Source organism: Streptomyces sp. NPDC031274, from assembly GCF_055570235.1.
In genome coordinates this window covers 182,282-198,896 of sequence record NZ_JBVIHP010000004.1, presented here as the reverse complement: position 1 = coordinate 198,896, position 16,615 = coordinate 182,282, and the positions used below count along the sequence as shown (strand labels likewise).

The 16,615-nt window shown below is 70.7% G+C and carries 18 protein-coding genes; 8 read left to right on the top strand and 10 right to left on the bottom strand.

Going from position 1 to position 16,615, the window contains the following annotated elements:
• Positions 1 to 10: 10 nt before the first annotated feature.
• The 3 genes from ACZ5CR_RS09110 to ACZ5CR_RS09100 form a co-directional block, all read right to left on the bottom strand.
• Positions 11 to 748 carry a methionine ABC transporter permease gene (locus ACZ5CR_RS09110; protein ID WP_468855204.1) on the bottom strand — a complete coding sequence of 246 codons (738 nt, stop codon included), beginning with the start codon at positions 746 to 748 and terminating at the stop codon, positions 11 to 13.
• Entirely contained in the window at positions 745 to 1,803 is a 1,059-nt protein-coding gene (locus ACZ5CR_RS09105) for a methionine ABC transporter ATP-binding protein (RefSeq protein WP_468855201.1), read from the bottom strand. Before ACZ5CR_RS09105 ends, ACZ5CR_RS09110 begins: the two co-directional genes overlap by 4 nt.
• 406 nt (positions 1,804 to 2,209) lie before the next feature.
• A complete protein-coding gene (locus ACZ5CR_RS09100) occupies positions 2,210 to 2,857 on the bottom strand; it encodes an HAD family hydrolase (protein ID WP_468855198.1) in 648 nt (215 codons plus the stop codon).
• A 70-nt stretch (positions 2,858 to 2,927) separates the two neighbouring features.
• On the opposite strand from ACZ5CR_RS09100, the gene ACZ5CR_RS09095 reads away from it, so the two are divergent.
• Both ACZ5CR_RS09095 and ACZ5CR_RS09090 read left to right on the top strand, forming a co-directional pair.
• Positions 2,928 to 3,287: a hypothetical protein gene (locus tag ACZ5CR_RS09095; protein WP_468855196.1), complete on the top strand. Its 360-nt coding sequence runs from the start codon at positions 2,928 to 2,930 to the stop codon at positions 3,285 to 3,287.
• Between the two features lies 1 nt (position 3,288).
• A complete protein-coding gene (locus ACZ5CR_RS09090; protein ID WP_468855194.1) occupies positions 3,289 to 3,726 on the top strand; it encodes a hypothetical protein in 438 nt (145 codons plus the stop codon).
• A 77-nt stretch (positions 3,727 to 3,803) separates the two neighbouring features.
• Here the strand turns inward: ACZ5CR_RS09090 and ACZ5CR_RS09085 are convergent, their stop codons facing one another.
• From ACZ5CR_RS09085 to ACZ5CR_RS09075, 3 genes are all read right to left on the bottom strand, one after another.
• Positions 3,804 to 4,307, bottom strand: coding sequence for a GNAT family N-acetyltransferase (locus ACZ5CR_RS09085; protein WP_468855192.1), 504 nt, complete (start codon positions 4,305 to 4,307; stop codon positions 3,804 to 3,806).
• A 37-nt stretch (positions 4,308 to 4,344) separates the two neighbouring features.
• Positions 4,345 to 4,860 carry an RNA polymerase sigma factor gene (locus ACZ5CR_RS09080; RefSeq protein ID WP_468855189.1) on the bottom strand — a complete coding sequence of 172 codons (516 nt, stop codon included), beginning with the start codon at positions 4,858 to 4,860 and terminating at the stop codon, positions 4,345 to 4,347.
• 120 nt (positions 4,861 to 4,980) lie between these two features.
• A complete protein-coding gene (locus ACZ5CR_RS09075) occupies positions 4,981 to 6,156 on the bottom strand; it encodes a glycerophosphodiester phosphodiesterase (protein ID WP_468855187.1) in 1,176 nt (391 codons plus the stop codon).
• Positions 6,157 to 6,633: 477 nt separating this feature from the next.
• Between ACZ5CR_RS09075 and ACZ5CR_RS09070 the strand changes: the two genes are divergently transcribed.
• The gene (locus ACZ5CR_RS09070; RefSeq protein WP_237330157.1) at positions 6,634 to 7,254 is read left to right on the top strand and encodes a lysophospholipid acyltransferase family protein; all 621 of its coding nucleotides are present in this window, start codon (positions 6,634 to 6,636) and stop codon (positions 7,252 to 7,254) included.
• A gap of 142 nt (positions 7,255 to 7,396) precedes the next feature.
• On the opposite strand, the gene ACZ5CR_RS09065 is transcribed toward ACZ5CR_RS09070, so the two are convergent.
• The 4 genes from ACZ5CR_RS09065 to argH all read right to left on the bottom strand — a co-directional run bounded on the left by ACZ5CR_RS09065 (position 7,397) and on the right by argH (position 12,070).
• Complete coding sequence (locus ACZ5CR_RS09065; RefSeq protein WP_468855184.1) at positions 7,397 to 8,938, bottom strand: MFS transporter; 1,542 nt, start codon at positions 8,936 to 8,938, stop codon at positions 7,397 to 7,399.
• Complete coding sequence (locus ACZ5CR_RS09060; protein WP_468855182.1) at positions 8,935 to 9,486, bottom strand: TetR/AcrR family transcriptional regulator; 552 nt, start codon at positions 9,484 to 9,486, stop codon at positions 8,935 to 8,937. Before ACZ5CR_RS09060 ends, ACZ5CR_RS09065 begins: the two co-directional genes overlap by 4 nt.
• Positions 9,487 to 9,567: 81 nt before the next feature.
• Positions 9,568 to 10,542: an aldo/keto reductase gene (locus ACZ5CR_RS09055; RefSeq protein ID WP_468855179.1), complete on the bottom strand. Its 975-nt coding sequence runs from the start codon at positions 10,540 to 10,542 to the stop codon at positions 9,568 to 9,570.
• Between the two features lie 97 nt (positions 10,543 to 10,639).
• Positions 10,640 to 12,070 carry an argininosuccinate lyase gene (gene argH, locus ACZ5CR_RS09050; RefSeq protein ID WP_468855178.1) on the bottom strand — a complete coding sequence of 477 codons (1,431 nt, stop codon included), beginning with the start codon at positions 12,068 to 12,070 and terminating at the stop codon, positions 10,640 to 10,642.
• A gap of 191 nt (positions 12,071 to 12,261) precedes the next feature.
• Between argH and ACZ5CR_RS09045 the strand changes: the two genes are divergently transcribed.
• The 5 genes from ACZ5CR_RS09045 (at position 12,262) to ACZ5CR_RS09025 (ending at position 16,579) form a co-directional block, all read left to right on the top strand.
• Positions 12,262 to 12,849 (top strand): pyridoxamine 5'-phosphate oxidase family protein, encoded by a 588-nt coding sequence (locus tag ACZ5CR_RS09045; protein ID WP_468855176.1) that lies wholly within the window; start codon positions 12,262 to 12,264, stop codon positions 12,847 to 12,849.
• Positions 12,850 to 12,852: 3 nt separating this feature from the next.
• Complete coding sequence (locus ACZ5CR_RS09040) at positions 12,853 to 13,566, top strand: L,D-transpeptidase family protein (RefSeq protein WP_468855173.1); 714 nt, start codon at positions 12,853 to 12,855, stop codon at positions 13,564 to 13,566.
• A 99-nt stretch (positions 13,567 to 13,665) separates the two neighbouring features.
• Positions 13,666 to 14,649 (top strand): bile acid:sodium symporter family protein, encoded by a 984-nt coding sequence (locus ACZ5CR_RS09035; protein ID WP_468855171.1) that lies wholly within the window; start codon positions 13,666 to 13,668, stop codon positions 14,647 to 14,649.
• A 209-nt stretch (positions 14,650 to 14,858) separates the two neighbouring features.
• Positions 14,859 to 15,575 (top strand): GntR family transcriptional regulator, encoded by a 717-nt coding sequence (locus ACZ5CR_RS09030; protein ID WP_468855169.1) that lies wholly within the window; start codon positions 14,859 to 14,861, stop codon positions 15,573 to 15,575.
• Positions 15,575 to 16,579, top strand: a complete 1,005-nt coding sequence (locus tag ACZ5CR_RS09025) for an ADP-ribosylglycohydrolase family protein (RefSeq protein WP_468855167.1) — start codon at positions 15,575 to 15,577, stop codon at positions 16,577 to 16,579. Before ACZ5CR_RS09030 ends, ACZ5CR_RS09025 begins: the two co-directional genes overlap by 1 nt.
• Positions 16,580 to 16,615 lie beyond the last annotated feature (36 nt).

The window sequence follows — 16,615 nt, the reverse complement described above, 5'->3', positions numbered from 1 at the left end:
CGGGGTGGGTTCAGACCGAGGGGGTCGGGGGCGGCGGGGTCGACGCCTTGAGCTTGAGCAGGCGCAGCTTGGGAGCGGCGCCCGAGTGGCCGCCGCGCCGGTGCAGCCTGCGGGCCGCGTAGTCCCCCGCGAACTGGATGATCGAGATGACGACGGCGAGGACGCCGACGGTGATCCACATCAGTTCGGTCTCGAAGCGCTGGTATCCGTAGCGGATCGCGATGTCACCGAGGCCGCCCGCGCCGACGGCGCCGGTGATGGCCGAGTAGCCGATGATCGTGACGATCGTCGTGGTGGTGCTGGAGATCAGCGAGGGCAGCGACTCCGGTACGAGGACCTTGCGCACGATGGTCCAAGTGTTGCCGCCCATCGACTGCACGGCCTCGACGAGGCCGCCGTCGACCTCGCGCACGGCGGTCTCCACGAGACGCGCGAAGAACGGCGTCGCACCGATCGCGAGCGGCACGATGGCGGCCTCGCGGCCGATCGTCGTCCCCGTGATCCAGCGTGTGAAGCCCATCAGGGCGACCATGAGGATGATGAAGGGCATCGAGCGCGCGATGTTCACGATCTGCCCGATGAGCTTGTTCAGGACCGTGTTCTGCAGCAGCCCGCCCCGGTCGGTGAGGACCAGCAGGATGCCGAGCGGCAGTCCGGCGACGACGGCTATCAGTGTCGACCAGCCGACCATGTAGAGGGTGTCCCAACAGGCCTGCTCCAGCAGGGGCTGCATCTCCGACCAGGTCACTTGGCACCTTCCTTGACCAGCAGCGTGCTGTCCTTCGGGGTGGTCGCGGGGTCCTCGCCCGCGATGTCCACCTGCAGTCCCTGCTCGCGCAGGAAGCCGATCGGCACGACGTTCTCCTCGAAGCGGCCCGGCAGCTCGATGCGCATGCGGCCGACCTGCTTGCCCGCGACGGTGTCCATCGCGGCGCCGAGGATCGAGATGTCGATGTTGTACGTGCGCGACAGCTGGGAGATGACCGGCTGGGTCGCGGCCTCGCCGTGGAAGGTCACGTCGACGACGGTGCGGTCCTCGCCCGTCGGCTCGCCGCTGACCGGGAAGAGCGCGGCGGCCAGCTCGGATCCGGGCGTCGCGAGCAGCTCGGTGACGGTGCCGGACTCGACGATCTGCCCGTTCTCCATGAGGGCGGCGGAGTCGCAGACGCTCTTGACGACGTCCATCTCGTGCGTGATCAGCAGGACGGTCAGGCCGAGCTGCCGGTTGAGGTCGCGCAGAAGCTGGAGGATGGAGCGGGTGGTCTCCGGGTCCAGGGCACTGGTGGCCTCGTCGGAGAGCAGCACCTTCGGGTCGCCCGCGAGCGCGCGGGCGATGCCGACGCGCTGCTTCTGGCCGCCGGAGAGCTGCGCCGGGTAGGACTTCGCCTTGTCGGCGAGGCCGACGAGGTCGAGCAGTTCGAGCGCCTTGCGGGAGCGCTCGGCGCCGCTGAGTCCGAGGATCTCCAGGGGCAGCTCGACGTTGTCCTTGACGGTGCGCGAGGACAGCAGGTTGAAGTGCTGGAAGACCATGCCGATGCGGCTGCGCGCACGGCGCAGGTCCTTGCTCGCGCGGCTGCCGCGCCCCGCGAGGGCGGTGAGGTCCTGGCCGGCGACGGTCACGGTGCCGGCGGTGGGACGCTCCAGGAGGTTCACGCAGCGGATCAGGGAGGATTTACCGGCGCCGGACTGGCCGATGACGCCGTACACCTCGCCTTCGCGGACATGCAGATCGACGCCGTCGAGGGCAGTTACTTCACGACCGCGTGAGCGGTAGACCTTGGTGAGGCCGGAAGTGGTGATCACAGGGGTTTCCGTCACTGTCGAGTGCGCGGCGCGGTTCTCGCCGGGCACGGGGCATTCGTGGGGAACGCGGCACGGTTTCTCGCGGTGGCGAAAAGAACCGGAGGACGTGTGCGCGGGGCAGGCTCGCTTCCTACGTCATGTCGCCGGTAAGGCGTACGTCGCATAGGGGCGTGGCACAGCGGCTTCGCTTCGGGGCGCGATGCTCAGGGGTGGTGCGGGGGCCCTCAGAAGGCGCACATTCGACACATACAACGAGCACCGGGCGTCGTGATCGCCTCGGTCGCAAGGGTGCGGCTGCTCGTCGTGGTCATGTGGACCAGTAAAACACGCACGTGTCCGCGACCTGTCACTCTCGTCCGCTATACGGACAGTCGGTGGACAGGTGTGGACGGCGGACGGCGGGTGCTCAGTCCTCGGCGGTGATCTCCACGCCACCCTCGGTGGCCAGTGCGGACACGGCCGAGAGGTCCTTCACCACGACGTCGGCGGAGAGCTCGCCCGCGGTGTGCGTTGTGGCCAACGCCACGGTGGTCATACCGGCCGCGCGTCCCGCCGTGAGACCCGCGGGGGCGTCCTCGAAGACCACGCAGCGCGCCGGGTCGACGCCCAGTTTCGCGGCCGCGAGCAGGAAGGGCTCCGGGTCGGGCTTGCCGCGCGTGATGTCGTCGGCGGCGATCAGCATCGCGGGGGCGATGCCGACCTCGGCGAGCCGCGCCTCGGCGAGGCGCCGCCCGGCGGAGGTGACGACGGCCCAGCGCTCCGGGGGCAGGGATTCAAGCAGCTCACGGGTGCCGGGAAGCAGGACGACACCGCCCTCGACGTCCGAGACCTCCAGCTCCTCGATGCGGGCCACGGCCTCGGCCACGCGCTCGGCGGGCAGCATGTCGGCGATGATCTCGGCGGCGGGGCGGCCGTGCAGCTCGACCCGCTCGAATTCCTCGGCGGAGATCCCGTACTCCTGCGCCAGGCGGCTCCAGCAGCGGTACACCGACTCCATGGAGGAGATGAGGGTGCCGTCGTTGTCGAACAGGAGCGCTTCAGCGTGGATCTTCATGGTGTCCGAGCGTACGGGGCACCCCAGGGGTGCGCGCATCGGGTCATAGGGCCCGTAATAAAGTCACCGCATGCTTGTTGCCCTGACGATCGCGACCGCCGTGGCCGCGCTCGCGCTCGCCGCGTGGTGCGGTTTCGCCGCCTACCGGGACCAGCCGACCAAGGACTGGCACTTCATCGGCATGGCCGTGGTGACGTTCCTTGCCACGGTCCAGCTGATCGTCGGCATCGTCCAGCTGGCGCGGGGCGAGAAGCCCGAGCAGGGCACGACGATCTTCGTGTCGTATTTGATCGGCGCCTTCGCCTGCGTCCCGGCCGCGGGCTTCATGTCTCTCGCCGAGCGCACCCGGTGGGGCTCCGTCACGGTCGCCGCGGGCGGCGTGGTCCTCGCCGTGCTCCAGGTGCGGCTCTACGACATCTGGGGAGGCTGAGGTGACGGTGACAGAGCCCGAGAAGCACGGGACCCCCACCCGGCAGAGGCTGATCGGCGGGCCCGGCATCCTTCTGGTGTGGCTGTACGGGGTGATGGTGGTCGGCGCCGTGTCGCGTTCCGCCGTGCAGATCTCGACGGACTTCCACAAGGCGCCGCTCGCGTACACGCTGTCCGCGCTCGCCGGGCTCGTCTACGGCTTCATCACGTACTCGCTCGTGCGCGGCGGCGACAAGGCCCGCAAGGCGGCGCTGGTGTGCTGCGCCGCCGAGCTGGTGGGCGTCCTGGCCGTGGGGACCTGGACGCTCGTCGAGCCGTCCGCCTTCCCCGACGCCACGGTGTGGTCGGACTTCGGAATGGGCTATCTGTTCATCCCGGTGATCCTTCCGGTGACGGCGATCTTCTGGCTGAACAAGGCGCGGAGGAAGAGCGCCCCGTAGGGGCGCGGGGCTGTGACCTGGTGCGGCTGCGCCGCGCGGGCACGACCAGCCACAGCCCGCGACCGCCCGGCGTGCGCTCAGACGCTGGTCGCCAAGGCGCTCGCGCCGATCTCCTTGGCGAGGGTGACCACCGTGAGCCGTTCGTTCACCTGCTGGGCGCCCACCGAAACGTAACCGTGTTTGCGGTAGAGCTGGAGGTTCTGCTCGCTGCGATGGCCGCTGGAGAGCTGGAAGCACTTGGCGGTGCCGCCCGCGCCGAGCCGCCCCTCTATCGCGTCCAGGAGCCTGCCGCCCAGACCGTGCCGCTGCATCCTGGGATGGACGATCAGTTTGTCGATCCGCGCCGTGCCGTCGGGGCCGACCGTGCCGCGCACCGACGCGACGACCTCGTCGCCGAGCCGGGCCACCAGCACGCTGCCCGTGGTCAGTTCGGCCTTGATGGAGTCGAGGGACTGCGTGAGCGGCTCGATGGAGTAGTCGCCGTACAGCTCGGCCTCGCTCTGGTAGCACAGGTACTGCAGTTTGAGGATCTTCTCGGCGTCCTGCCCGCCCGCCTCCGAGATGGTCACGCTCATGCCCATGTGTGCATGCCTCCCGCTCACCTGCTCCGCCGGTTGTCTACCGCTCCATTCCCCGCGGTTCGGGAACTGCAACCTCCGCCGCGAGCATTCTGCGAAGGCACCCCAGACAACGGGAGCGTTCCGGCCCCAGACTGCCCTGTGACATTCCCAACTCGCCCGCGATCTCGCGGTAGGTGAGGTCCTTGGGGGACAGCAGCGCCGCCATGAGGCCGGGGCAGCGGCCGGGCAGTCTGCGCACCGCCGCGTGCAGGGTGCGGTAGCGGTCGGCCCGCAGGGCGCGCTGCTCGGGTCCGCCCTCCGTGTCGTCGGCGGGCTCGGTCGCGTACGCCGCTTCGCGCTCTGCCGTACGCCGGGTGCTGCGGGCCTCGGACGCCACGGCGGCCCGCAGCCAGCCGGCCGGGTCGGCGGGCGGGTCGGCGGCGTCCATGCGTTCGAGGAGGCGCAGCCAGACGGCCTGTTCGAGGTCGCCGGGGTCGGTGCCGGAGCCGTGTGCCGCGGCGGAGGCCTCGGCGGCGAGCAGCGGACGCAGCGCGGGGATGAGCGAGTGAGTCATGCAGGGCGGGACGCGGCCGCCCCGGCAGGAGGTTGCCGGAGCGGCCGTCTGTCACCCCAACCGGGGCCGCGCGATCAGCTGTTGACGCGGCCTCGTTCGTCGGCGCACGTCAGACGCGTGTCAGCCCTTGAGGAAGTCCTCGCGGGCGAGCAGCGCGGTGTCGCAGTTGTCGGAGAAGAGACCGTCGATGCCCGTCTCCAGGTACGCCTTGAAGGCTCCGAAGGCGTTGCCGTAGGCGTTCGGGTCGGTGCCCTTCCTGAAGTTCGTGGGCAGGAAGGTGTTCTCGTTGCGCATCGTGTAGGGGTGCAGGATCAGGCCCGCCTTGTGCGCGTCCTTGACCAGGGTGGACGGGGTGCCCAGGCTGCCGTCCGACTTCTTCGGGATGATCAGGTCGAGCGTGGGGCCGATGCCCTGCGCGAACGACGCCATCCACTCCAGGCCATCGGGCTTGATGAGGTCGGCGACGGTGCGCGGGTCGCCCGCATCGACGAAGTCCCAGGGGCGGGAGTTCGCGGTGGACAGGAGCACCACGCGCGGCGGGCCGACCAGCTTGCTCAGGCGCTGGAGGCTGCTCGGCTCGAAGGACTGCAGGAAGTTCGGCGAGTTCTTCTTGTGCCGTCCGTACTTGCGGAGCAGCTTGGCGAGCGGCTCCTCGAGGCCGAGGCCCAGCTTGCGGAAGTACGTGGGGTGCTTGGTCTCGATGTGCAGCCAGATCCGCTTGCCGTGCGCCCGGCCCTGCTTCTCCGCCCACTGGAAGACCTCTTCCAGGGTGGGCACCTCCCAGCGGCCGTCGTAGAGGGTGTTGTGCTGACGGGTGCCGGGGATGCGCTCCTTGGCGCGCAGCGTCTTCAGCTCGGCGAGCGTGAAGTCCTCGGTGAACCAGCCGGTGAGCGAGACGCCGTCCACGGACTTGGTGGTCTTGCGGGACGCGAACTCGGAGTGCGCGGCGACGTCCGTCGTCGCGGTGATGTCGTTCTCGTGACGGCATACGAGATGGCCGTCCTTGGTGGGCACGACGTCCTGCTCGATGACGTGCGCGCCCATGTCGAGGGCGAGCTGGTACGAACCGAGCGTGTGCTCGGGCCGGTAGCCGCTGGTGCCGCGGTGCGCGACGATCGTGGGCACCGGCAGGTCCTTGTATCCCCCGTGCCCATGCCCGTGCTTCGCGTCGGCCCGCGCCACGCCGGGCAGTCCCACGACGGCCGTGCTCGCCCCCAGTACGGCCGCTCCCAGCAGTGCGCGCCGCCCCGGGCGCCGCTCCCCCGACCCCGACTGCCTGGACTTCTGCGTAGCCATTGAGCGCTCCTCCCGATGTGCTGCCTTGCACCTGACAAAGCGGCACGATCGTAGGTGGCCGCACGTGGCGGAAGGGAGACCCTGGACCGAACGGAAGGGTGACGCCGGATGGCGACTGGTGTGCGGGGCGGGGTCCGTTCGGTGGGATCCGGTCCGGCGCGGCCCGTCTGAGGCCCGGCGCCGACGGCCGCCGAACACGGTGGCAGCGCGTGACCGCGGTGCGTGACAAGGGCCACTAGCGCGCGCCACACGCGGCACACAGGGATAACGTCGTCACAGGGAGGGCGGTTCGAGCGTGACACCACGCACCCGCACGTCAACTCTGCGTATCAAGTGCGTGAACCCGATGTGCGGTGAGCGGGGACCCGCGAGTATCGTCCTCACCTGCACATACTCGTCGTCAACCCGTTGACACCGGAGGGCCCGTTGTCCCGTCTCGCGCTCATCAAGGCTGTGCTCGGACCGATCTTGCGTCTGATGTTCCGCCCTCGGGTGGAAGGCGCCGAGAACATTCCGGGCACCGGTCCGGTCATCATGGCCGGGAACCACCTCACGTTCATCGACTCGATGATCATGCCTCTCGTCTGCCCGCGTCCGGTGTTCTTCATCGGCAAGGACGAGTACGTCACGGGCAAGGGGCTCAAGGGCCGCCTGATGGCGTGGTTCTTCACCGGCTCCGGCATGATCCCCGTGGACCGCGACGGCGGCCACGGCGGTGTCGCCGCCCTGATGACGGGGCGGCGCGTCCTGGAGGAGGGCAAGCTCTTCGGCATCTACCCCGAAGGCACCCGCTCCCCCGACGGCCGCCTGTACCGCGGCCGTACCGGCATCGCCCGGCTGACCCTGATGACCGGCGCGCCCGTCGTCCCCTTCGCGATGATCGGCACGGACAAGCTCCAGCCCGGCGGCAAGGGCCTCCCGCGCCCGGGCCGCGTCACGGTGCGCTTCGGTGAGCCGATGGAGTTCTCGCGGTACGAGGGCATGGACCGCGACCGCTATGTCCTGCGGGCGGTGACGGACTCCGTCATGACGGAGGTCATGCAGCTGTCCGGCCAGGAGTACGTGGACATGTACGCCACCAAGGCGAAAGCAGCCTGACGGCACGAAGACGTGCGAAAGGGCCGGACCCCCACGGGGGTCCGGCCCTTCGTCGTGCTCGGCAGCGCCCCGAAGGGGCGCGGGGAACTGCGCGACCAGCCACGACGCGCCCGCAGACGCGAAGCTCACGCGCCGCGGGGCATCAGTGCTCGATACCGTCCTCCAGCTTGGAGCCCTTCAGGAGGAACCACGCCGCCACGGCAGTGGCGAGGAGCACCCCCGCGCCCACGCCCGCCGCGAGGCGCAGGCCGTCGACGAAGGCGTCCTGGGCCGAGGTGAGCAGGGCCTGGGACTCGTGGGCGGGGAGGCCCGCCGTCGACTCCACGGCGCCGCCGAGTGATTCGTGCGCGGCCGCCGCCACGTCCGGCGGGGTGCCCGCCGGGGCGGTGAAGCCGCGGTAGACGCCGGTCACGATGGAGCCGAGCAGGGCGATGCCGAGTGCCGCGCCCAGTTCGTACGCCGTCTCGGAGACCGCGGACGCGGCGCCCGCCTGCTCCTTGGGCACGCTGGAGAGGATGACGTCGGCGGTCACCGTGAACGAGAATCCCGCACCGATGCCGACGACCAGGAGCGAGGCTCCCAGGAGCGGGTAGCCGGTGCTCTGGCTCAGCGTGGTGAGTGCCGCGAGGGCGAGTCCCACCGCCGCGAGACCACCGGCGACCACCGCGCGGACCGAGAACCGCCGCGCGACCACGCCCGCGATCAGGCCGGCCGCCACAGCACCCACGGCGGCGGGCAGCTCGGCCAGGCCCGCCTCGAAGGGCCGACGCCCCTGGACCAGCTGCAGGAACTGGGAGAGGAAGAAGACCAGGCCCGAGAGCCCGAGCACCGTGAGGAGATCGGCGAGCACGGCCCCGGAGAACCCCCGGTTGCGGAAGAGCCGCATGTCCAGGAGGGGCGCCGGCAGCGTGAGCTGGCGCCGTACGAACCAGGTGAGCGCCGCCACGCCCAGCACGCCCGCCGCTCCGACGTCCCAGCGGATGCCGTGCGCCGCCGCCTCCTTGATGGCGTACACGACGGCGATCATGCCGATGAGCGAGAGCACGACGCTGATCAGGTCCCAGGGGCCCGGCGCCGGATTCTTCGACTCGGGCAGGAACTTGATGCCGACGACGACCAGGACCGCCATCACCGGCAGGTTGATCAGGAAGACCGAGCCCCACCAGAAGTGTTCGAGCAGGAATCCGCCGACGACAGGACCGACGGCCGCGCCCGCGGACGCCATCGCGCCCCAGATGCCGACCGCGAGGCTGCGCTCGCGCGGGTCGTGGAAGATGTTCCGGATCAGCGCGAGCGTGGACGGCATCAGCGTCGCGCCCGCGACACCGAGCAGCGCCCGGGCGAGCATGAGGAGCTCGGGGGTGGTCGCGTAGGCGTTGAGCACCGAGACTCCGCCGAAGGCGACGGCGCCTATCAGCAGGAGCTTCTTGCGGCCGATGCGGTCACCGAGACTGCCCATGGAGACGAGCAGACCGGCGATGACGAACGAGTACACGTCGCCGATCCACAGCAGCTGTGTGCCGGTCGGCTTCAGATCCTCGCTGATGTACGGCGTGGCCAGGCCGAGCACCGTCGCGTCCACGGCGACGAGCAGCACGGCGAGGACCAGCACGGCGAGTGCGAGCCAGCGGCCGGGGCTGCGCTCGACCTCCGTCGACGCGGTCCGCTGTTCGATGCTGGTCATGGTTCCACTCTCCGTCGTGCTCCGCCGATCAGCAGCTCGGCGATCATGTGTGTGAAGTCCTTGGCGGCCACGCGGCCGTCGAGGACGGCCCAGGCGCCCGCGCCGATGAGTCCGTACAGCGCCTCCGTGAGCCAGACGGCGCTGAGGTCGATGCGGAACTCGCCGCTCTCCTGGCCCCGGCGGAAGAGCGCGCCCATGACGTCGTCGAGCCGGGTCCAGCCCTCGTGCTGCGCGCCCTCCTCGAAGAGCTGGTTCTCGGTGACGAGGAACGCGAGCAGGCCCGCGGCCGGCTGGAGTTCCTTCACCAGGCGGCGCAGCGCCTCCTCGGCGCTGTCGTCGCCGAGCCTGGCCGCCTCCAGGGCGGCCTCGCACTCCTGGATGCCGAGCTCTTCCAGGGCCCGTACGAGAGCGTCGCGCCCCGCGAAATGGCGGTGCAGGGTGGCACGACTGATCCCCGCCGCGCGCGCCACCTCGTCCATCGTGGCGGACCCTTTGCGAGTGAGGAGCGCCGCGGCACTGCGCAGCACCTGGTCTCGATCGACTGACATGAGACAACTATAGACCTTGTGAGACATATTTGTCTCACAAGATACGCGCGACGGTCACCCGGAGGGCGTCCGGAGGGTTCCTCAGTGCCAGGGCAGCTGGCCGCGCCGCTCCCAGTACGCGACCGGCTCCTCGGCGAGCCCCGCGAGGCGCTCCACCTGCTCCGCGTCGAGATCGACGGCCGCCGCGTGCAGGTTCGACACGAGCTGGACCGAGGTGGCGGCGCCGGAGAGGACCACGCCCGCCCACGGCTGACGGAGGACGAGGGCGAGGGCGATCGCGTCGCTGCCGAACCCGGTCGCCCCGGCGATCTCGCGCAGGGCGGCGGGGGCGTGCGGGTCGGCGAGGCGGCCGTTGGCCATGGCTTCCTTGACCAGCACGGTGAGCCCCGCGTCATGGGCCTCGGCGAGCGCGGGGCCCGCCGAGGTCTCCAGGGCGTTGTACGTGGCCTGGACGGTACGGAAGAGCGGCTCGCCGTCGACGGTCACCGCGAGGGCGGCGCGGATCGTGTCCGCCTGCTCCGGGCCGCTGACGGAGAGCCCGACGCTCATGCCGTCGGCCGCCGACTCGGCCAGTTTCGCGTGCAGTTCCTTGTCGGTGAGGGCGGGGCTGCGAGGCGTCACCGAGTGGATCTGGTAGAGGTCGAGCCGCTCGCCGAGCAGTTCGGCGCTCTCCTCGCGCTGACGGACGTACGCGGCGAGGCTGTGGTCCTTGACCTCGTGCGGGGGCGCGGCGTCGGCGTTCCAGTCGGCCGTGTAGGTATAGCCCCACTTGCTGCCGATCACGACGTCACGGACGTCGGGCCTGGCGTTCAGCCAGTCGGCGAGGAACTCCTCCGAGCGGCCGTAGGAGCGCGCCACGTCGATGTACCGCACGCCGAGGGCGTAGGCGGCGTCGAGGAGTTCGAGGGTGCGCTCGCGCAGGGCCTCGACACTGCGCGACGGCGGCAGGTCGGCATCACGGCCGAGCGTGATGTAGCCGGGCCTGCCGACGGCGGCGAGGCCGAACCCGATGTGGGCGGTGGGGGTGGTCGCTGCGGCCAGGCGCGAGAAAGGCATCGCGGGCTCCGTTCGGTCGGCTCCTTCGGCTCCTTGCGGAAGAACGACCAACGTAACCCGCGATGCCCACGTCAAAGCGGCACGTGCCGCCCGGGCGTCACTTACGCGCCGCGGCCCACTCCTGCTGAACCGTCAGATCGGCCTTGACCTCGGCGAGCTGGGCGGCGACGGCCGAGGGGGCGGTGCCGCCGCGGCCGTTGCGGGACGCGAGGGCGCCGGGGACGTTCAGGACGGTCCTGACCTCGGGGGTGAGGTGCTCGGAGATCTTGGCGAACTGCTCGTCCGTGAGCTCGTCGAGCTCGATGCCGTGCGCCTCGCACTCCTTGACGCAACCGCCCGCGACCTCGTGCGCGACACGGAACGGCACGCCCTGCTTGACCAGCCACTCGGCGATGTCCGTGGCGAGCGAGAACCCGGCCGGGGCCAGCTCCTCCATGCGCTCGCGGTGCACGGTGAGCGTCGCCATCATGCCGGTGAACGCGGGGAGCAGGACCTCCAGCTGGTCGCAGGCGTCGAAGACCGGCTCCTTGTCCTCCTGGAGGTCGCGGTTGTACGCGAGCGGGAGCGCCTTCAGCGTCGACATCAGACCCGTCAGGTTGCCGATGAGGCGCCCCGACTTGCCGCGCGCCAGCTCGGCGATGTCCGGGTTCTTCTTCTGCGGCATGATCGACGAGCCGGTCGAGAAGGCGTCGTGGAGGGTGACGAAGGAGAACTCCTTCGTGTTCCAGATGATGATCTCCTCGGCGATCCGGGAGAGATTCACGCCGATCATCGCGGTGATGAAGGCGAACTCCGCCGCGAAGTCACGGGATGCCGTTCCGTCGATGGAGTTGGCCGCCGAGCCGTGCTCGAAGCCGAGGTCGGCGGCGACGGCCTCCGGGTCCAGGCCGAGAGAAGATCCCGCGAGTGCGCCCGAGCCGTACGGCGAGACGGCCGTGCGCTCGTCCCACTGCCGCAGGCGTTCCGCGTCCCGGGCGAGGGGCTGGACGTGCGCGAGGACATGGTGCGCGAAGAGCACGGGCTGGGCGTGCTGGAGGTGCGTGCGCCCCGGCATCGCGACGTCCGGGTGCGCCTCGGCCAGGCCGACGAGCGCGCCCTGGAGGTCGGCGATGAGGCCGCCGATGATCCGGGCGTGGTCCCGCAGGTACATCCGGAAGAGCGTGGCCACCTGGTCGTTGCGCGAGCGTCCTGCGCGCAGCTTGCCGCCGAGGTCCGGGCCGACCCGCTCAAGAAGGCCGCGCTCCAGGGCCGTGTGCACGTCCTCGTCGGCGATGGTGCCGACGATCGCGCCCGACGCCACATCGGCTTCGAGCTGGTCGAGCCCGGCCAGCATGCGGGTCAGCTCGTCCTCGGTGAGCAGCCCCGCCTTGTGGAGCACGCGCGCGTGGGCGCGGGAACCGGCGATGTCGTACGGGGCGAGGCGCCAGTCGAAGTGGACCGATGCCGACAGCTTGGCCAGGGCCTCTGCCGGACCGTCCGCGAACCGACCGCCCCAGAGCCGGACGTCACCGCCGTTGTTGCTGCTCACTTCACGTGCTCCTTAACCCTGCACCCTGCATTCGCCGTCATGCATGAGTATGCAGTGCTCTGTATGTTTCGTCAATCCATCCACGGTCCGCCCGGCCGCGGCGCGAGTCGTCGCGCCAAGCCGTTGTCACACCAAGCCGTCGCGCCAAATCGTTAGACAGGCGAAGGACCTCTGACGAATAATCCTTAGACATGGGAAAGACTTACGAACGCATTGACGGCAGACTCCGCTCGTTCATCGAGGCCCAGCCTCTCTTCTTCACCGCGACCGCGCCCCTCTCCGGCGACGGCACGGTCAATCTCTCCCCCAAAGGCCTCACCGGCTCGTTCGCCGTCGTCGACGAACACACCGTGGCCTATCTGGACTTCGCGGGCAGCACCTCGGAGACGGTCGCGCACCTGCGCGAGAACGGCCGCATCACCCTGATGTGGTGCGCCTTCCAGGGCCCGCCGAACATCGTCCGGGTGCACGGCCGCGGCGAACCCGTCTTCCGCGACGACCCGCGCTGGGCCGAACTGCTCGGGCACTTCCCCCGCATCGACCCGACCCAGCACGGCCTGCGCGCGATCATCGTCGTGACGGCCGAACTCGTCCGTGACAGCTGCGGATACGCGGTCCCCTTCATGTCGTACGACGAGGACCGCGACCTGCACGGCAGGCGCTTCGCGCGCGAGGACGACGCGTCGCTGAGCGAGTACTTCACCAAGAAGGAGTACATCGCACAGAGCATCGACGGCCTGCCCGGGCTGCCGTTGCCCTTGCCGCCCAGTACGGTCTGAGCCATGCGCCCCCGTGCCGCCGCCCTCGCGTCCGCCGCCGCCCTCCTCCTCGCCGTCACCGGCACCCTCGGCGCGGCCCCCGAAGCGGACACCCCGCTGCCGGAGCGCATGGCCGACACGGGCGGCGGCACCCAGCTCATCACCGCGCGGGCCGCGCGCACCGGCTCCACCAGCGGCACGGTCACATGGTGGGACCGGCGCGGCGGGCGGTGGGTGAAGTCCGGGTCATCGGGAGCGCGGTTCGGCGCGAAGGGGCTTGCCGAGGGCGGCTCCCGCAAACAGGGGACGAACACGACGCCCACCGGGCTCTTCCGCCTTCCGTACGCCTTCGGCATCGCGGCGAAGCCGTCCGGTACGGACTACTCCTACCGCCACGTCACGAAGGACTCCTGGTGGTGCCAGGACAACAAGTCCCGCGCCTACAACCGCTGGACCCAGCCACGGCCCGGCGACTGCCGCGCCGCCGAGTCCGAACACCTCATCACCTACGACCCCCAGTACGCGCACGCCCTGGTGATCGGCTTCAACTACGACCGCCCGGTACGGGGGCGCGGCGCGGGGATCTTCCTGCACGTCAACGGGGACGGGGCGACGGCGGGCTGCGTGTCCGTGCCGCGCGACGCGATGGGGCGGATCCTGCGGTGGGCCGAGCGGGGGCGGCGGCCGCACATGGCGATCGGGACGGAGTCGGGGCCCACCGCCCTCACGCGGTACTGACACGCGGTACTGAGCCACCCCGTCCCGAGCGGCTCGGTGTAGCGACCACATATCGAGACGGGGTTGCGTCCGCGCCGCACGGCGGCGTTGCATCGCCGGGTGCAAACCGAACAGACGACCCCCAGTTCAACGGAGAGCGGCGACAAGGCGGCCCGCCTCGCCGTCACGGTCTTCCCCGTCCTCGTACTCGTCGCGGGCGCGCTCGGCCTGCTCGCGCCGGACGCCTTCAAGGACTGGGGCACGAACGTCCCGTACCTCCTGGGTCTCGTGATGTTCTGCATGGGGCTCACCATGACCCCGCTCGACTTCCAGGGCGTCGTCAAGCGGCCCTGGGCCGTCGCGCTCGGGCTTGTCGCGCACTACGTGATCATGCCGGGGCTCGGCTGGCTGATCGCCCACGCGCTCGGGCTCTCGCCCCAGCTCGCCGCCGGCGTGATCCTCGTCGGCTGCGCGCCCAGCGGGACCGCGTCCAACGTCGTGACCTACCTGGCACGCGGCGACGTAGCCCTGTCCGTCTCGGTGGCCACCGTCTCCACCGTGCTCGCGCCGCTCATCACGCCGCCGCTCACGCTGCTCCTCGCGGGCGAGTACCTGCCCGTGGACGCGGGCTCGATGGTCACGGACATCCTCAAGACCGTGCTGCTCCCGGTCCTCGCCGGACTCGTCGTACGCCTGCTGTTCGGGCGCTACATCAAGCGCGTCCTCAGCGCCCTGCCGTGGCTCTCCGCCCTGACCATCGCCGTCATCGTGGCCGTCGTGGTCGCGGGCAGCGCCGCGGCCATCAAGTCGGCCGCCCTGCTCGTGTTCGTCGCGGTCGTCCTTCACAACGGCCTCGGCCTGGCGCTCGGCTACGGCGCGGGCAAGCTGGCCCGGCTCGGCCCGCCCGCCTCGCGCGCCATGGCCTTCGAGGTCGGTATGCAGAACTCGGGGCTCGCGGCGTCGCTCGCCACGGCCCACTTCAGCCCCCTTGCCGCGCTGCCCGCCGCCGTGTTCTCCGTGTGGCACAACGTCTCGGGGGCCTTGGTCGCCGCCTGGATGTCCCACCGGGCGCGGCGCGCCGAGAAGCAGGCTGTGCAGGCCTGATTCGGGGCTTGATTCGGGGCCCGGTGTCGGGCTTGGTCCCAGGCCTGATTCCGGGCTTGGTTCCGGGCCTGATGCCCGGCCTGACTCCGGGCTTGACGGGGCCCCCGCCGCAGCGCCCACAGCGCACACAGCACCCGCAAACGTTCCCTGAGCAAATAATCTGCCGGAAACCGTAGACGGGACGGATCAGCTCCGCTTACCTTCTAGACATGCCTGGACAGGTTCATAAACATCATCGCGTCGCGCACGTACTGGCCGACGAGATCCGCGCCGGGGTCCACGCCGACGGCAGCCGCCTCCCCGGCGAGCACGCCCTGCGGGAGCGGTTCGGGGTCAGTCGCACCACCGTGCGCCAGGCGCTGAGCGTGCTCGGCGAGCAAGGCCTCATCGAGACGCACGCGGGCATCGGTTCGCTCGTCACCTTCGACGGCACCCCGCTCGACCAGAAGCTCGGCTGGACCCGGGCGCTCGCCGACCAGGGCACCGAGCTCTCCACGGACGTCCTCCGCTTCGAGCGGATCGCCGACCCGGAGCTCGCCACCGAACTCGGCCTGACAGACCCGCACTTCATCGCTCTCGACCGCGTCAGGCGACTGCCCGACGGCGGCGGCGTCTCACTGGAGCGCAGTCGCGTCCCTGCCGTGCCCGCCCTCGCCGACCTGCCCGAGCGCGGCCTCGAAGGCGGCTCCCTGAACCGGACCCTGCTCGCCGCGGGACACGTCGCCGCGTCGAGCGACGCCCACATCACGGTCTGTGGCCTGGACGAGGAGGACGCGGGACTGCTCCACCGCTCCTCGGGCGAGCCGTTCATCCGGCTCTCCCAGGTCTTCCGCGATGCCGATGGGGACGTAGTGGAGCAGGTCACGAGCCTGCTCGACCCGACCCGGTTCCAACTGCACGTACGTACCGGCCGAGGAGGCCACTGATGACCACAGCACCCCCCGCCCTTCTCGACCGCGCACTCGGCGCGTTCTACGGACTCGCGCTCGGCGACGCCCTGGGCATGCCGACCCAGATCATGTCCCGCGAGGACGTCGTACGGGTCTACGGCACCGTCACCGGATTCGAGGCCTCCAGGTCCGACAACCCGGTGAGCGCGGGCATGCCCGCCGGCGCCGTCACCGACGACACCGACCAGGCGGTCATCGTGGCGCGGCTGCTCGTCGAGGGCGGCGGGCACATCGCCCCGAAGCGGTTCGCCGACGCGCTCCTGTCCTGGGAGCGGGAGATGAAGGCCAAGGGCTCCTTCGACCTGCTCGGCCCCTCCACCAAGGCCGCCCTGGACGCCGTCGCGGGCGGCACCGACCCCAAGGAAGCGGGCAGGTACGGCACCACCAACGGCGCCGCGATGCGCGTCACCCCGGTCGGCATCGCCTTCGCCGCCGATCCCCTTCCGGACTTCCTCGACCGGGTCGTGGAGTCCTGCCAGGTCACCCATGACACGAACGTCGGCATCGCGGGCGCCGCGGCCGTCGCGGCGGCGGTGAGCACGGGCGTCGCGGGCGGCACGCTCGACGAGGTCTTCCAGGCCGCGATCGCGGCGGCCGAGGCCGGAGCCCGGCGCGGCAACTGGATCGCCGGAGCCGACATCTCCGCCCGGATCTCCTGGGCCCGCGAGCTGGTGGACGGCCTGGACGAGGCCACGGCCCTGGACCGCGTCGTCGCCCTCATCGGCACCAGCGTCGCCAGCCAGGAGTCGGTGCCCGCCGCGTTCGCCGTGCTCGCCCTGACCGGCGGGGACCCCTGGCGCAGCACCCTGCTCGCCGCGAACCTCGGCGGCGACAGCGACACCATCGGCGCGATCGCGGGCGCGGTCGCCGGGTCGGTGCACGGCCTCTCGGGTCTGCCCGCCGACGCCGTACAGACCCTTCGTACGGTCAACAGCCTCGAACTCGAGCCGCTGACGGCCCAGTTGCTCACCCACCGCTAGCCCCTCCTCCCCCTGCCCCCCCCTGTCCCTGCTCCA

Excerpts from the sequence above, each read along its gene's own strand:
- ACZ5CR_RS09100 (WP_468855198.1), bottom strand. The coding sequence starts at position 2,857 with ATGAAGATCCACGCTGAAGCGCTCCTGTTCGACAACGACGGCACCCTC.
- ACZ5CR_RS09095 (WP_468855196.1), top strand. The coding sequence starts at position 2,928 with ATGCTTGTTGCCCTGACGATCGCGACCGCCGTGGCCGCGCTCGCGCTC.
- ACZ5CR_RS09085 (WP_468855192.1), bottom strand. The coding sequence starts at position 4,307 with ATGGGCATGAGCGTGACCATCTCGGAGGCGGGCGGGCAGGACGCCGAG.
- ACZ5CR_RS09080 (WP_468855189.1), bottom strand. The coding sequence starts at position 4,860 with ATGACTCACTCGCTCATCCCCGCGCTGCGTCCGCTGCTCGCCGCCGAG.
- ACZ5CR_RS09075 (WP_468855187.1), bottom strand. The coding sequence starts at position 6,156 with ATGGCTACGCAGAAGTCCAGGCAGTCGGGGTCGGGGGAGCGGCGCCCG.
- ACZ5CR_RS09070 (WP_237330157.1), top strand. The coding sequence starts at position 6,634 with ATGTTCCGCCCTCGGGTGGAAGGCGCCGAGAACATTCCGGGCACCGGT.
- ACZ5CR_RS09065 (WP_468855184.1), bottom strand. The coding sequence starts at position 8,938 with ATGACCAGCATCGAACAGCGGACCGCGTCGACGGAGGTCGAGCGCAGC.
- ACZ5CR_RS09060 (WP_468855182.1), bottom strand. The coding sequence starts at position 9,486 with ATGTCAGTCGATCGAGACCAGGTGCTGCGCAGTGCCGCGGCGCTCCTC.
- ACZ5CR_RS09055 (WP_468855179.1), bottom strand. The coding sequence starts at position 10,542 with ATGCCTTTCTCGCGCCTGGCCGCAGCGACCACCCCCACCGCCCACATC.
- ACZ5CR_RS09045 (WP_468855176.1), top strand. The coding sequence starts at position 12,262 with ATGGGAAAGACTTACGAACGCATTGACGGCAGACTCCGCTCGTTCATC.
- ACZ5CR_RS09040 (WP_468855173.1), top strand. The coding sequence starts at position 12,853 with ATGCGCCCCCGTGCCGCCGCCCTCGCGTCCGCCGCCGCCCTCCTCCTC.
- ACZ5CR_RS09030 (WP_468855169.1), top strand. The coding sequence starts at position 14,859 with ATGCCTGGACAGGTTCATAAACATCATCGCGTCGCGCACGTACTGGCC.
- ACZ5CR_RS09025 (WP_468855167.1), top strand. The coding sequence starts at position 15,575 with ATGACCACAGCACCCCCCGCCCTTCTCGACCGCGCACTCGGCGCGTTC.